We start from the raw sequence: 14626 nt of genomic DNA, 5'->3' as shown, positions 1-14626 counted from the left end.
CGAGAGGATGAATGACCGCCTCGCGAGCCAACGCCTTCCGCCCAGCCGTCTCGCTGATAAGCGTCCCATCACGGGGCTTCCGGCCTGGCGCTGGGCTGGTCTGTTCATCGGTCTTTTGATAAGCTTCGTCATCGGTCTGTCGGCCGTGCAGATGCTTGCGGTTCAAGGCCTTGGCACCGCGATACCACTCGACCCGACGCGGCGGCTGGTCACGACGGGGATCTACAGCTATATCCGGAACCCGATGCAGCTGTCGGCAGCGTTGTCCTGGGTCGTCCTCGGAGCGTTCCTCGACAACATATGGATCGCCGCGGCTGCCGTCATGGCCTGGATTTTCGTGGAAGGCATTGTGCTGGCACCACCGAAATGACCTGCAGCAGCGGTTTCCCCAGTCCTGGGCGGACTATCGCAACGCCGTTCCGGAGTGGTTGCCACTCTGGCGCCCGCATTGCACCGCAACTGCAATCCGACCTCGTTCGGCTGCCGACGATCCCGGCAATACTCAACGAGACTCTACGGCTTTTTCCGCCCGCCTATACGCTTTTTCTCCGTGAAGCCTTGCGCGATGTCGACATCCAGGGAAATCGGATCCGTCGCGGAGACCTTGTTCAGGTCATTCCCGACATCACGCAACGCGATGAGCGCGTCTTCGAGAACGCCGAACGATTTGAGCCTGCCCGCTTCATGCGCGAGCCGGATTGGCCGCCCTACGCCTACCTGCCCTTCAGCGCCGGACCGCGTGTCTGTATCGGACAGAATTTTGGCCTGATGGAAACGGGACTGGTGCTGGCGACCGTGCTGCAGCGCATGCTGCTAGAACAGTGCGACCAGTCGCCGAAACCGGTGGCTCGGTTCTCGCTCCGGCCTGCCGGGGGCCTCGTTTTAAGATGGCGAACGCGGCGCTGACCACGCGCCGTTGACGAACCTATGGCTTTGTCCGTGAGGCGGCACGAAACAGCGCGCGCGATGACCGAACCAGCGGTAGCGATTGCGGGCGATGAATGCGTAGACGATGTCGCGAAGAGAACGGGGAAAGATGGAGAGGATGCGAAGAGCGCGCCAGGGCATCGAGAGGTGCCACATCAGGGCCAGTCCGGCATCGGAGCGCACAAGTCCGCGATCGCCTTCGATCACCAGATAAGTTTCATCGAGATCATCAGCCGTCAGTCCGTGCCGCGCAGCCATCTGCGTTCCCTCGTCAGACCACGCGGAAACAAACCTCATCGTCTGATCGCGTTCGTGACGGAGGAGGAAGTGAACCCATGACGAGCAAAGCACACAGTCCGTATCAAACACGACGATTGTCGATGATTTGTCATCGTTCCCATACATGTCCTTGCTCGCTCCAGTGGCCTGAATGTCTCGTCGTGCTCGGCCTCTCGGGCTGTTGGATACCGGTAAACTACAGCCTGCGAAGCGCACGTGAACATCCTATATCGCGTCTTTCCCATCAGGGTTAAGAGGAGGAGTTGTCTCGCTGCAGCCAATTCAGAAAATTCCGCTGAACGGATCTACGAGCGCATGAGCAGAAACACGCTTCGGGCATTCACGTCCCTTGCCTATCTGCAGGCCTAGTCGCTCCGCGACCAGCGCTTCCCTCCCGCTGGCCTGCACCAGAAGCCCAGGCTCTGAAAGTCTTCGCGAACCATCTGTGCAGACCGGAACAGCGCGACATCGATCCTCGCCACGGATGCCGGCTGGTTTGCACGAGCAAGGCTAATCTCGATCTTCGGTACCACATGTGGCCAATACTGTGCGACGGCAGCTCGTCAGCTGGTCGATGCTGATGAAATAACGCGGGCTGTCGGGCATCTCTTTCTCCACTGCCCTGAAATCCACGATACGCCTAACCGCACGGTAGGCACCGCAACCGGGCAATTTTGATGGTAGCGTATGCGCCCGACGAGCGCTGTCCTGTGGATGCGCTCGGTGGCTGGCTTGCGGTTGCCAAGATCGAAAGCGGGAGCAATTTTCTAAAGCTCGATCGCTTGGGCAATGTTTCGAAGCGGGCACTGGATCAGAGTACGGCCAATGTGATCGTCAAAACATAGAGCGGCGTAGGCTGGGCTGGAACACGGGAGCTTTATGCGCATGGATTAAGGTCAGGGCTATCCGATGGTTCACAATTGCTGCGGAAAAACGCCGGACTGAACCGGACCAAATTTGACGGGAGCTCCAAGGTGAGAGACTGGAGCCGTTCCTTGTAAGTTCCGAAGCGAGTGCGTCGATTAAACGAGCCGATAATAAATTTCGCGCGTCTTGCACCTTCGCTCCGACAGCCTGTGGGTCGATCCGACTGTCCTGGACTAACGCACCGTCAGCGACAGGCCATACGATGATTAGAATCCTCCGCTGAAGTAGGCCTCTGACAGACTGGTTCGCATGCTGGTAGCTACTTTAATCACTCGTCTTCGCTACATTGTCCTTTATCAATAGAATCAATGCTTTGCGATGTTGTCAGCTGACGACATCGTTCGCTTTCTGAACGCCCTCAACCTTTGCGACCGCCGGATTATCTTAGGCCCGCATCTCGCCGCCTGAGTTTGCTTTCAGCAGCGCCATCAACATGGGACCAAGCGAAAACTCACCGCGACGGGTTCTCGATGTCAAATTACGTAGATATCCCCCGGCCGAATTGATGTGCCCTGCTCGCTCAAGTATCGCTGCCATTGCAACCGCGGCGTTTTCGGGTCCCATCGCCTCGCAAGCGTCCTGATAGGCCGACGCGGTCACACCCAAAGTCGAGCGCACAACCACCGCGGCCGACATAAGGTCCCTCCAATTTCGGACTTCGCCTCCCGGCCCGTAGGACTCTATCTCGGGGCATGCCCGCATAACCAACCCAATTGGGAAAGCTTTTAAAGGCTCGGCCTGAAGGCTTCGATTTTGCACGGCCGTTTTGCCCAACTCCATTTCAGAGCTCGGTTCAAGTTCAGTTATAGAGTCGGTATTTGAATTCTGTATGTGGTGACGGATACCGCTATCACTGGTGTCGGATTCTTGCGGAAAAACTTGGCATTGCAGTATGTTAAGAACGCCGTCACGCAAAAGCGACAGTTCGTCCAGGATTGCTTCAAAGTCCGTTTTCGATTTGGCTGTCCGCAGCCGCCCTACTGCCGCTACATACGTGGTCTCGATCGTCGCCCAGTCACCAGCCGCGCCGTCTTGAATCGCAGCAGTAATGAGCTTTCTGACATCCCTGCGGGCGATAGTCGTGCGTTCTTTGACGAACTTTAGACGTCGGGCATCTTCGGCAACCTGTTGCGCCATGAGCGCGAATTCCTCCGACCTTGCAAGTAGGGGGCTAAGACTGAATCCGTAAGCGGTCTCGACAGCACCGTCCCTTGCACGCCTCACGTAACGCTTGCCATTGGGGCTGTCGTTGCGATTGATCAACCCAGCATTTACCAGCACAGCTAGGTTCTCTCTCAAGGTCGTGCCCGCGATACCGTTTGCTCGAGTGATCAACTGGGCATTAGACGGAAAGACGACGAGGTTTTTGCCGTGGTTCAGTTCCGTTTCGGGAAAAAATGAAATGAGAGCGTTGAGTACGGCAAGCGCACGATCGCGCAAACCAAGAATCGCTCGCGCATCGCAAACGTCACGGTACACTTTCCACTTATCAGCAGACTTTCCATCCCGAATCTCGGATGTCTTGAATTGGGCTCTGACCAACGCAAGCGTCATAGGCCGCCGCCCGAAGGGCGTCGTTACACTTCCATTATGCATTTTTCTTCTACCTCTCGATCGGCAAAAGAAATCCGCTCACCAAAACGGTGCCAAGACTCTTGACTGTGATTCATGAAAATGCGATTCTCAGGCTGCTTAGACCAATGAGAGAGGCTTCCATGACGGCAACGTTTGGGGGCCTTTTTCTTTTGCGGTTTCTTCCTTTTCTAGCTCTCGGAGCCGGACGTGGTCTTCCGGAAGTTCTCGTAAAGATCGGGGATACGATCCATCACGAACTTGGCAAAAGCCTCGTCTCGATCTCTATCGATTTGGATCTTGCAGACCTTGCCTGTGACAGCGAGAGTCGCAATCTCTTCTCCATCTACAGACTTCGCGATTAGGGCCGTGGGTCTTACCGAGTTCGGCTTATCGACTGCCTTAACTGCACGAAGGACTGCAATGAAGCGATCATCTGAGGACTTGTGGCTGAACGACTTATCATTCGTCGCTTTCCGCGCTTTGACATCGACGCCGTCGGCCTTCAGAATGTCAGCAAGCTCTTGCCACCGGGGGCGGCCAATTTTCGGAGCTCTGCCAATCGCTTCGGTCAACCAGCCGGGAACTGCTCGGCCCACGTTGATAAGCTTTGATGCCTCTTGGCGATCAACTGAAAGAGCCGTCTGAATGAGCGTCCGGTCAAAGCCACCGTCTTCGAGTTTCAACGCAAATATTGAGCGCTCAATGAAGGTAAGGTCTTCGCGCGCAGAGTTTTCGATCCCCTGCGCAACAACGAGGCGATCGTCTCCTAGCTCGCGTACATAAGCTTTGACCTTGATGCCAAGCTGATTGGCCGCACGCACACGACGATGGCCATAGGCAATCTGGTAGCGGCCTGTCTCGCTCGGATGGTTACGAACGAGGATTGGTATCTCCTGCCCGTGCTCCGAGAAAGAGGTCTTGAGCGCTTCCAGAGCGGACAGGTCTTGGTCCGCGAAACGATCGGCGAAAGGGGAGGGGTCAATAAGGGACGGATCGAGGTCAATCGGCAGAGCGCCTTCTGCAAACTGCCGCTTGAGTTCCTCGTAGTCTCTTTCAACTTCCGAGAAAGTGTCCTTCAGGGACCGCACCGCGCCTGATGCTACACGCTGCATCGGTTGGCGGGTCTCCGCCGTCGGCACGACATCTGGCCCAGCGGCAAAGAGATTGCGGACTGACTGAGTTCGTTTGCTCATCTATGGTCTCCCCGATCAAAACATCTCGCTTGCCGACCCAGCGGCATCGTGTCGTCAGCTGACAACAAGGTAAGCGGTTGATTTTCTTGAGGGTGAAGCATGTTTATCTGCCCCACACATCGTTAATTAGACCGACAGCTTCGTGGTTGACGGCATTGATTGATTCCATGGCGCGGTCGTAGGTCGACCGCCCGACTGCGCCGCGCGACAACTCATAGAGCGATTGTTTGGTCAAACCGGCATTGGCGATCGCCGTTGACTTCCAAGCTGCTGCAGCCATGACATCCGTCCCAAATACATCACGAAGCAGGCCGACGATTTCCTGTTCCGGGACGTCTCGCGGGTCATGGCGAGTAACCAGGAAGCGTAAGAAATCGTAATCGAGCTTGCCTCCAGCTTCCTCAATGACGGAGACAAGATCCGATGTCATGAGAAGGAACTGACTCATAGACGCTACGTCCACCATCTGCGGATGAACGGTGACAATCATGCTGGTAGCTGCGTTCAAAGCGCCCATGGTGAGGAAGCCCAGCTGGGGAGGGCAGTCAATAACAACGATGTCGTACTCGTCTTCGACTTGATTGATTGCGCTCGCGACACGTCTAAAGAACAGGTCCTCCGGCCGTCCGCGGTTCTGGAGCATGAAGCGCGGCGTTTGATGCTCGAACTCCATCAGTTCGAGATTGCCGGGGACGATGCTGATGCCCGTAAAGTAAGTCGAACGGATCACATCCTTCATCGGCACACGTTGGTCGTCGTATCTTATTGCGCCATAAATGGTGGCATTTTCAGCAACGTCGAACTCGGGTTGATACCCGAACATCGCGGAGAGCGAGGCCTGAGGATCCAGATCGATTGCGAGAACCCTGTAACCCTGCAGCGCTAAACCCTGTGCGAGATAAAGTGAGGTGGTCGTTTTGGCGGAGCCACCCTTGAAGTTCGCGACTGTGATGATTTGAAGTTTGTCACTTTCCCGACGGCGCGGCCAAAATCGCCCAGCTTCTTTCGGGCGCGCTTCAGCGAGGTATCGCCGCAACTCGTTGATCTGCTCAAGGGTATACGAGCGGCGCCCTCCGGTACCAATGTCGGGAGTGGGCCCGAGACCATCCAGCGACAGTTGGCGCAGGTACCCATCAGAAATTCCAACTATTTCGGCAACTTCACCAGAAGTGAATGAGCGAAGCGACTTTTGCGCTGTCGGTGGGAAAGCGCGTTCGCCAACCGCACGAAGTCGCGCAGATAGCGCCTCAGCACGCTGCGTGATATGCGCGGACGTTGCTGCCCTGTTTATGTGCCTGTCGATCACGTTCAATGTAGCCTCAAGTTCAAGACGGTTTGCAAGCGTCAGACGCGCGTATGCCGTCTCAAGATAGCGCACGATTCTATCAGTGCTGCAAGAGAATTAGAGTTAACAAGAAGTGAACGAATTTCCGTCGGATAAGCAGCTCAACTCGATTTACTGACGATGATTCAAGGATTTCCACCTGTTCTCTCTTGTTGGCGCTGCAACGGCAAAATGCAGATTTGCACATAAATCTCCTCATCGTAGCCCACCACGAGCTCCCTTTCTAAGAGCCGGACCAGCGAGTTGCTAGAATCACCTGAGGTGCAGATCTGCACGTAGGCAAGCGGTGAAGAGCGCCATCGCGACTTCCTGAGACAGATGCACCGTCTTTGAGCGACGGTATTTGGCGTACGTCTCGCCTGGGACGTCTCTAACACCGCAGGAGAAGAGCGCGACCAGTACGATGATTGCAGACCGACTTATCTTCTGGCAATTGCCGACCGTGGAACGGTCGCAGGTTGCGTTCGTCTCCTTCCAGCTTCTGGCCCGACAATGCTGGAGCAGACCTTCCGCCAGCTTCTCGATGCGGTTCGCTCCGCCCTCATTCTGGCATGGTCGAGAGTTCGCGCTTCTGCGTCGATACGTCCTTGGCCGCGGGAAGGGGAGGGGGCCAGCTCCATCTTGCGACGCTCACCATGTATGCCGGTATCATCGAATGGTCGATGGCGAGCGGCTACAGCGGAATCGCCACGGCCACCGATCTCCGCTTCGAGCGCATCCCGAAGCGAGCGGGATGGCCGATGCGGCGTCTCGGCGAACCTGCTCCGATCGGCAACACCATCGCCATTAACGGGAGCCTGCCGGCCGACCGCGTCAGCTTCGAGCAGGTATGCCCGCCAGGTTATCAGTCGTTCCATCGGACCGACGGAGCAATGCTCAGGAGCGCTGCGTGATCCAACTGCGCTCCCATCCCCGCCTGGTCCGCAAACTGCAGGGCGCACTCGGTGACCAGCTCTTCATCGCGCTCGACGACGCCACCGTGGTCGAGATCATGCTCAATCCGGACGGCCGTCTCTTCATCGAACGGCTGGGGCACGGCTTGGCACCCGCTGGCGCGATTAGCACCGCCGCAGCCGAAGTTGTCATCGGCAGTGTTGCGCATGCGCTGCAGTCGGAGACCAACGACGAGCGGCCCATCATCTCTGGTGAACTTCCGATTGGCGGACACCGCTTCGAGGGCCTGTTACCGCCGGTGGTCTCCAGACCAGCATGCACCATCCGCCGCCGAGCCTCGCGTCTTATTCCACTGACCGAGTATGTGAAGTCGAAGGTGATGACCGAAGCCCAGGCATCTGCCATTCGAAGCGCGATCGACGCTCGGATGGACATCGTCATCTCAGGTGGCACGGGATCGGGCAAGACGACACTCGCCAACGCCATCATCGCCGAGATCGTCACCGCGACCCCGGTCGATCGGATGGTGATCCTGAAAGACACCGCCGAAATTCAATGCGCGGCCGAGAACGCCGTGTCACTGCATACCAGCGATACTATCGACATGGCCCGCCCGCTGAAAAGCACGATGCGCCTGCGTCCGACCGCATCACTGTCGGCGAGGTCCGCGACGGCGCGGCACTGACGCTGCTCAAGGCCTGGAACACAGGCCATCCCGGCGCGTCACCACAATTCATTCCAACACGGCGATTTCAGCCTTGCGCCGGCTGGAGCAACTGACGGCGGAAGTCAGCCAGCAGCCCATGCACGAGGTGATCGGCGAAGCCGTCGATCTCGTCGTCTCCATTGAGCGAACCGGGAAGGGGAGGCGGACCATGAGGTAATCAAGCGTCTTTCTCTTCAAAATACGCTTTAAACGTTTCGTCAATGAAGTTGTAAAACTTCGGATCGCTTGTGATCGCGTATTTTTTCTTCAGACCATCGTCTGTTATACAATCCCATATTTCCCGATTTAATTCCTTTTTGGATGAGCGGTTAATTGGAAATCCGGGCGCAAATTTGTCGCTTTTTTGCATGGACTCTATCAAAATGCGTCTGGTCATAGATAACGAACGAAGCGCCTTTGTATCCGTCCGCCAAGCTCGATACTTCGAACCCACCAAACTAAATTTCTCCAGGATTTCGGACCCGAGAAAATATATCTGAACATAAACTGGTGCACTTCCAATATAAAGAATAACCTTACCGCTGCGTCCCTGACGAAAACTTGCGAAACTCCATTCATCAGGACGAATTTTGCGACCTGGATCATCGTCAGAAACCATTCCCCAGGAAGATATCTGCTCGGCAACAAGGAGTTCCTTCACCTCCTTGAACCATTCGTGGAACGGGGGGAACGCGCATAGTTCGCCATCAAAATCGTAGTAGCTGTCGAAAAAGCTTGTCTTAGTAAGAGATACCTTACTGTACCCATTTGCGTGTATCGACCCGGGTTTGAAAAGCCTCGACGGAGCGGCCCGACTTAGTAGTTTTGCCGTACCAGAATGATAGCGGCCAGGCATGTTCCGCAACCAGACCGCTGACGACTGACAACTTTCAAAGTGATGACGAAGTGCTTTCATTGGGTCTTTAGTGGCAATCCATGTTGCCGCCATCTCCGGCGTCCAGAGGTCAGGAAGACCATCAACCGAGATTTTCGCGGGCACAGACTTAAACGGGGTTAACCCCATTTTTTCGGCTCGACGCTCGGCTTCCTCCGGCGTCAATCGGCCCATAAGCACTCCTAGTTCGATCTTATCACGAAGTTTTTCAAGCCTAAGTTCGCGTGGATATTTTGGAAATCGAGGGTCGTCGGGATAGATATCTTCAAGATCCGCACTGCTTTCAGCAGTTCCATCGTTGTAAGCCTCTAAGGCTTCCTCGTTTACCGGCCTCGTCATCATCGCGGTCAAGTCAATCGTCATATTCACCTCGCTGGCTTCAAATGAAGGTCTACCCTCCACAGGCTAACAAGGCTCCAAGGGAGTTGCTTAGCCAAGGCTTAAAGCTATCCGTGTGAAACGATGTGAGGAACCTAAAAGGTCAATTTTCTACAGCAATATCAACTGCTTAAATGTCAGTTTGTGCTGTGAACGTTCTGCATGGATCAAGGCCCCCTGTCGGTGCTTTAAGGTGGCACCGGACAAACAACGTGGAGCCCTTGGATGCCGACGCAATGCCTCAAACACACAATTGGACTGACGACACCGCTAATGTCAACTCCACTCGGCCCTCCCCCGAGAAAATCGACTTCGACAGCAAATAATGGAGAGACCCCGCTCCCTGCGGTTGTCCGCAGCAAGCCAAACATTTCGTTCGTGCACGGTCTTTGCGACATCCGCCACGGCGAGGCTGAGGCTGTCCTGGCTCGGGTTCCCAGCAAGAGTGTCGATCTGATCTTCACAAGCCCGCCTTACAACATTGGCAAGGCGTACGAGCGCTCGACGTCCCTGGCTGCTTATCTTGAACAGATGAAGCCGATCATCCGCGAATGCCATCGCGTTTTGTCGGACCATGGATCGATGTGCTGGCAGCTCGGAAACTATGTTCACGCCGGCGAGGTGGTTCCGCTCGATCTGGAATTCATTGCGATGTTTCGCGCGCTTGGCATGAAAGTGCGCAACCGCGTTGTGTGGACCTTCGGACATGGTCTGCACTGCTCGCGCCGTCTCTCGGGTCGCTACGAGACGATCGTGTGGGTTACCAAATCTGACACCTACCACTTCGATCTGGATGTGATCCGGGTGCCGCAAAAATATCCGGGAAAGCGTCACTTCAAGGGACCGAAGAAGGGGCAGCTGAGCGGAAATCCACTCGGTAAGAATCCCGGCGACGTCTGGGATATCCCCAATGTCAAACACAACCATCCCGAAAAAACCGCGCACCCGTGCCAGTTCCCGGAGGCACTCGTCGAACGCTTCGTGCGTGCGCTGACGGCGCCGGGCGACTTGGTTCTCGATCCGTTTGCGGGGGCCGGCACGGTTGGAGCCGTCTGCAACGGTCATGGACGCCGCTCGATCCTGATCGAGAAGGAGCGCGCGTACGTGGACATCGCTCGGCAGCGTCTCAATGAGGCGGCGGTGCGTAAGATCGGACAGCACGGCTAGGCGCCGGTGTAGCTCCGGCTCGCATCCTCACGATCAAGCAGGTTCCCACCCAAATTTCCATCACTCAGTAGGGCATCGAAATGCCGAAGGAGAGTCTGTGACCAAAAATTCGACCCACAAAACCAAGAAACTGTCCAATGAACACCTCCATCACCTTCGTTGGAACCTGCACACCGCGCGTGGTGCAACGCAGGATTTCGCGACGACCTTCCGGCCAAGCCAGTTCTCCAGGAGCTTGAAGGGACACGTTCTCGAAGTCTCTGCACTTCACGGAATTCGGCTCGTAGCGGTGCTTAGCCAGCCTGTCGAGCACGCCGTTTATATCGCACTGCCTGCATCCAGGACACTCGGTGATCTGCTGGCGACGTTGTTTGTCGACATGACACCTGACCTGCTTCTTCACAGCTTGCGCCATCTGCCGGGCTTTGATCCTGATGCCGAGGGCTGGCAAGGGAAGGTTGATGCGAAGCTCAAGGCGTTCATCAACGTGATCGAGCATGGCGATCATTCCGAGGCTCTGGAATGGCTGCGCGACAGCTGGAACCGGGCATTCTCGCTCGGGCCTTATCGGGCCGCCAATCGCACGGCCCGCGACTCTGAGCAGACGCGCGGAAACGGCAACTCCATCAACAATACCGGAAGGGACAAGGCATGATTTTCTCTCCTGCTATCATGGCACTGGCAGACATGGCTCACGAGGCCCCCGGTTCTTCCCGCGCTTTGGTCGATGACACTTCCGGCCGGAAGGGTGACCTCTGCCTGGACGGTATGGCACTGGTGGCTGACCCCAATGACACACTGTATTTGCGTTTCGGTACCGCAAATCCAGGCTCGATCGCGATCGACTTGCCGGCGGGCACCATGTTGTCAAACTTGCGCGTCGCGATGTGGTTCTACCCGCTGCCAGCTCTCATCCTTTACATCCTGCGCCAGTCTCAGGTGTCCGGCAAAGCGCTCAGCGCGCATGAGGATGCGATGATCGCATCCTATCGGACCGCCTTTCTCGACTGCTTGGTCCGTGGCGACTGGGTCGCGCGACGTGCGGCATACATGCGGACCCAGGAGCATTGGCAGCACCGCTGCGTGACCGAAGCCGCCCCGTCATGAAGTGATCTAGTCGGCGCCCTGCTGCCATCGGCGTAAGTCCGCACGGCGCGGCAGGGTCTGACGATCCATACAACATCAATGCTTCATTTTGACGCCATCGCTCGCAGGAGGCGTCAGCGAGGAGCATTGCCCAGTGCTTCGGCTACCCCAATCGCATCAAAGGAGTTCCAGATGCAGAAAACACAGAAGGCCAATAAGGCCAAGGCAAGCAAGACGGCAGAAACGTTCGTAGCACCGGAGGAGCACCGGCCGCTTCTGTCGGAGGTGAGCGGCTTCATCGCTTCTCTCGGCCGGCGGGACGCGGCAGAAGCGCTCGAGCTCGGTCGGCAGCTCATTCGCGTCAAGTCGGTGCTGCCGGAAAAGTCCTTCGGCAAGTGGCTGAAGCTGGAGTGCGGAATGACAGTCCGCAATGCGTGGAACCACACTATCCGCGTCGAGAAGTTCACCGTGGAGCAGCAGGAGCTGCTGATCGCTGCCGCTGTGAAGCCGACCGTGATGACGATCATCGCGACGGCGGATGCGCCAGTGATCACGGAACTGCTCGGCCGGATCCTTTCGGGCGAGCAGTTCACTGTCAGCAAGGTCAAGCAGCGGATCAAGGGAGACACGCCGGCGAAGGCTGCAACAGAAGGTGGCGGCGCTAACGGCCTTCGCCGTGCCGTCGACGCCAGGGTGAAGGTAGATCTGGAGGTGATCAACAAGCTCGTCAAGCGCTCGCTCAAGGCTGTCGAACTGATCGTCGCCGACATCCGCAAGGGCAAGCACGTCCCGAAAACCAGGCTTGCAACAGCGGTAGAAGCCGACTGCCAGAAGGCGGGCATTCTGCTGAGCGCGGTGATCTCGCCACGCGGCTCTGACGCTCCGCTTCCGGTCGAATGGGAAAAGGCACGGCAGATCATCTCCCGTCTTGGGGATTCTCCGCGCTACCCCGGCCGGGAAGAGTTCCACGACTGGGTCGTCGATGCGGCGCTGCCGGCGCTGCGTTTCGTGGTTCTCGGCGAAGCGTTCCCCGGCACTGCCGGCTTGATCGGTCAGGTCGCTGTGGACATCGCGGATGATGGCGAAAACGATACCGCGGAGCATGACGCTGATCAGGCGACGGCCGCCGTCGCAGACGGGCTTCTGAACGAGGAGATCAATGGTGGGGCAGGGGACCATGCCAAGGAGGCACCGGCAAGAACGCGTCTCGCCAACGTGCCCTCCATCGCACCTATCGAGCTTTCCGCGCCAGAGCCTGAGGTTCAGGCCGAAAGTGCCGCGAATGTCTGATGGGAGGAAGAAGAAGACCGCCGGCGCAGTGTCGCCGGCGGTACGGGAAGCTCGCATGGCGAGGCGCGAGCCTGCCAAGGTATCGTCTCGCGGGCTCAAAGCCTGCGAGCACCATGGCGAGTGGAACACGCTCAACCGCTGGGAGAAAAGATCCCAGTGCTTTCCTACCTCGGCGACATCGATCAGTGGCATGGCCCAACAAGCTCCAAGAGGTGCTCGTCTCGAACGTGGAGACGCGATGCGCTGGGCTCTTGCGGAAAGCCGCGGGCCGCCGCGCATGGAACCGTGAAAACCCGAAAGCGGGCCAACTCGATCAACCCCCACCTGCCGAAACGCTGAAGGAATATGCCGTGCCAGTCACCATCAACTTTGAAATTCCCGTCGCCACCACGGGCTATCCTCGGCGGGCGCGAAATCGGAAAATCATCACCGCCACTCTCACCAGAGAGATCGACGTTGCGATTATCGACACCGACGAAGCACCAATTGCCGCGACCCTGCCTGATGGTAAACTGCGGGCGCTGAATGGCGCGTTTTTCCAGAGTGCCGGTGATGTGCCACAGGAAGGCGCGACACTATGCATTCACCAATATCCGTCAAACCGCCCGCTGATCAACGTTACCGACTATTGGTCGGTTTATCGCGACCTGTGGCGTACTGTGGGATTCAATGGGGACGTTGACCTGAAACGTCCTGCTAATACTCTTAACCTGCCGGGTCTCGGTATCCGGGATCTCGATAACGAAATTGCCCAAAGTCAGCTTGATACCTTCGCTGACCGCAGTGATCGTCTAATCGTGGTCGACGACATCCTGTATTGTAAAACCAAGCAACCTCTGCTTTTCGTCAACCGGAGGCACTATCACGCGAAGGCTTTGACGGTTGATCTGGTTTCCGACGGCGACGCATTGCTGCGTGATATCCTCAACGGCCATCGCAACAGCTTCGGTATCTACTCGCTGGCAGATCACGAACTTGCTATCGAGCGGTGTCGCGGTCTGTCAGAGACCTGTGTGCATCAACGCGATTTCGAACACGACTGCGTCCTTGTGCATCGACCTGATCTTTTCGACACAGATACCACGGCGCTGAATGCCGCTGTCTACGCACACCGTTTCCTCGGCAACTTCTTTGACATGCAGATGTCAAAGGCCGACCGGGAGGGTCTCGCTGATCTCATCAACCTCGGGGCGGATCGTATGTGTCTGGTTCTGAAGCTCGCTGACTGCTTGAAGGCCTATTGCGAAAAGGGCTCCGCGGCGTCGTTGAACGATGCGACTGCCCATATCGTCGAGCGACCGGATACAGATCCGTTCTGGACCGCCCATTCAGCAGAGTTGATCGAGCACCGAGATTTTGTTCGGGCCTGCCTGGATCGCGAGACGGTCATGCTCGAATTCGGATCCGCTGTCTGACTGACCTGGATCGTACATCGGAAGATCTCCAAACGGATCCTTTCGCGCATGAGGCGGCTACAATTCTGCCCACCAGCGTGACCTCGTTGCCGGAGCTGAGGTCGAAGATGCTTTGACCCGCCGTGCCGACAATGGCGAATTTTGTGCCCGGCTGCCCGCGCGGTGTCCGGGCATTTTCGCGCCGCGTCCGCCGTTAACCATACCAAGGCTCTTTCTGTTCCGGATGCGTTCTACCGGCTTGCCGGAACGGGTTCTCCGGGCTAAATCAACAGGACTGCGGGATTAACGTGCTCCTGCAGTTACTTAGCGGCCCCCGCCGATGCTGGACACATCGAACGAGGGCCTGACCCGCAACCTTGCTGTGAAGGACTTGGGCTATGTCGACCCATAACTGCTTCGCTTCCGTTCCGGAAGCATTTCTGAAGATTTCTCCTGTTGAAACCGATGCCAGCCGGCTGCCCGCCGAGCTCGCATGCCGGATCGCACCGGTCAGCATCGTCTGCGGCTGTGGCACCCACGCCCACGCTTGAGCGCTGATCGCAGCCATCC

At 57.1% G+C, this 14626-nt stretch carries 13 protein-coding genes and 2 pseudogenes; 10 read left to right on the top strand and 5 right to left on the bottom strand.

Annotation, left to right across the window (positions count from 1 at the left end; genetic code table 11):
* Positions 1-7: 7 nt before the first annotated feature.
* Both IFT66_RS08185 and IFT66_RS08180 read left to right on the top strand, forming a co-directional pair.
* Positions 8-370 carry a methyltransferase family protein gene (locus tag IFT66_RS08185; RefSeq protein WP_092664914.1) on the top strand — a complete coding sequence of 121 codons (363 nt, stop codon included), beginning with the start codon at positions 8-10 and terminating at the stop codon, positions 368-370.
* Positions 301-906 carry a cytochrome P450 gene (locus IFT66_RS08180; RefSeq protein ID WP_192077286.1) on the top strand — a complete coding sequence of 202 codons (606 nt, stop codon included), beginning with the start codon at positions 301-303 and terminating at the stop codon, positions 904-906. The genes IFT66_RS08185 and IFT66_RS08180 overlap by 70 nt, the downstream gene beginning before the upstream one ends.
* Here the strand turns inward: IFT66_RS08180 and IFT66_RS08175 are convergent.
* The 4 genes from IFT66_RS08175 to repA form a co-directional block, all read right to left on the bottom strand.
* Positions 883-1332 carry a thiol-disulfide oxidoreductase DCC family protein gene (locus IFT66_RS08175; protein ID WP_092664920.1) on the bottom strand — a complete coding sequence of 150 codons (450 nt, stop codon included), beginning with the start codon at positions 1330-1332 and terminating at the stop codon, positions 883-885. The genes IFT66_RS08180 and IFT66_RS08175 overlap by 24 nt on opposite strands.
* Before the next feature lie 1185 nt (positions 1333-2517).
* Positions 2518-3729, bottom strand: a complete 1212-nt coding sequence (gene repC / locus IFT66_RS08170; RefSeq protein ID WP_092664923.1) for a plasmid replication protein RepC — start codon at positions 3727-3729, stop codon at positions 2518-2520.
* Positions 3730-3896: 167 nt separating this feature from the next.
* A complete protein-coding gene (gene repB / locus IFT66_RS08165; RefSeq protein ID WP_092664926.1) occupies positions 3897-4901 on the bottom strand; it encodes a plasmid partitioning protein RepB in 1005 nt (334 codons plus the stop codon).
* A 103-nt stretch (positions 4902-5004) separates the two neighbouring features.
* Positions 5005-6213: a plasmid partitioning protein RepA gene (gene repA, locus IFT66_RS08160; protein ID WP_092665045.1), complete on the bottom strand. Its 1209-nt coding sequence runs from the start codon at positions 6211-6213 to the stop codon at positions 5005-5007.
* Between the two features lie 351 nt (positions 6214-6564).
* Between repA and traI the strand changes: the two are divergent.
* Both traI and trbB read left to right on the top strand, forming a co-directional pair.
* Positions 6565-7139: pseudogene (traI, locus tag IFT66_RS08155) on the top strand (acyl-homoserine-lactone synthase).
* Positions 7136-8024 (top strand): annotated as a pseudogene (trbB, locus tag IFT66_RS08150) (P-type conjugative transfer ATPase TrbB). Before traI ends, trbB begins: the two co-directional pseudogenes overlap by 4 nt.
* Here the strand turns inward: trbB and IFT66_RS08145 are convergent.
* Entirely contained in the window at positions 8025-9104 is a 1080-nt protein-coding gene (locus IFT66_RS08145) for a hypothetical protein (RefSeq protein ID WP_192077285.1), read from the bottom strand.
* Between the two features lie 288 nt (positions 9105-9392).
* Here IFT66_RS08145 and IFT66_RS08140 point away from each other — a divergent pair, with 288 nt between their 5' ends.
* The 6 genes from IFT66_RS08140 to IFT66_RS08115 all read left to right on the top strand — a co-directional run bounded on the left by IFT66_RS08140 (position 9393) and on the right by IFT66_RS08115 (position 14607).
* Complete coding sequence (locus IFT66_RS08140) at positions 9393-10286, top strand: DNA-methyltransferase (RefSeq protein WP_113469584.1); 894 nt, start codon at positions 9393-9395, stop codon at positions 10284-10286.
* Between the two features lie 97 nt (positions 10287-10383).
* Entirely contained in the window at positions 10384-10941 is a 558-nt protein-coding gene (locus IFT66_RS08135) for a hypothetical protein (protein ID WP_113469583.1), read from the top strand.
* Positions 10938-11393: a hypothetical protein gene (locus IFT66_RS08130; RefSeq protein WP_192077284.1), complete on the top strand. Its 456-nt coding sequence runs from the start codon at positions 10938-10940 to the stop codon at positions 11391-11393. Before IFT66_RS08135 ends, IFT66_RS08130 begins: the two co-directional genes overlap by 4 nt.
* Positions 11394-11564: 171 nt before the next feature.
* Entirely contained in the window at positions 11565-12662 is a 1098-nt protein-coding gene (locus IFT66_RS08125; RefSeq protein ID WP_192077283.1) for a hypothetical protein, read from the top strand.
* A gap of 185 nt (positions 12663-12847) precedes the next feature.
* Positions 12848-14077, top strand: a complete 1230-nt coding sequence (locus IFT66_RS08120; RefSeq protein ID WP_162759576.1) for a hypothetical protein — start codon at positions 12848-12850, stop codon at positions 14075-14077.
* Positions 14078-14454: 377 nt separating this feature from the next.
* Positions 14455-14607 carry a hypothetical protein gene (locus IFT66_RS08115; RefSeq protein WP_162759575.1) on the top strand — a complete coding sequence of 51 codons (153 nt, stop codon included), beginning with the start codon at positions 14455-14457 and terminating at the stop codon, positions 14605-14607.
* Positions 14608-14626 lie beyond the last annotated feature (19 nt).

The organism is Rhizobium sp. CFBP 13726, assembly GCF_014841925.1.
Lineage (GTDB): Bacteria > Pseudomonadota > Alphaproteobacteria > Rhizobiales > Rhizobiaceae > Neorhizobium > Neorhizobium soli.
This window is presented reverse-complemented; position numbering and strand designations above follow the sequence as displayed.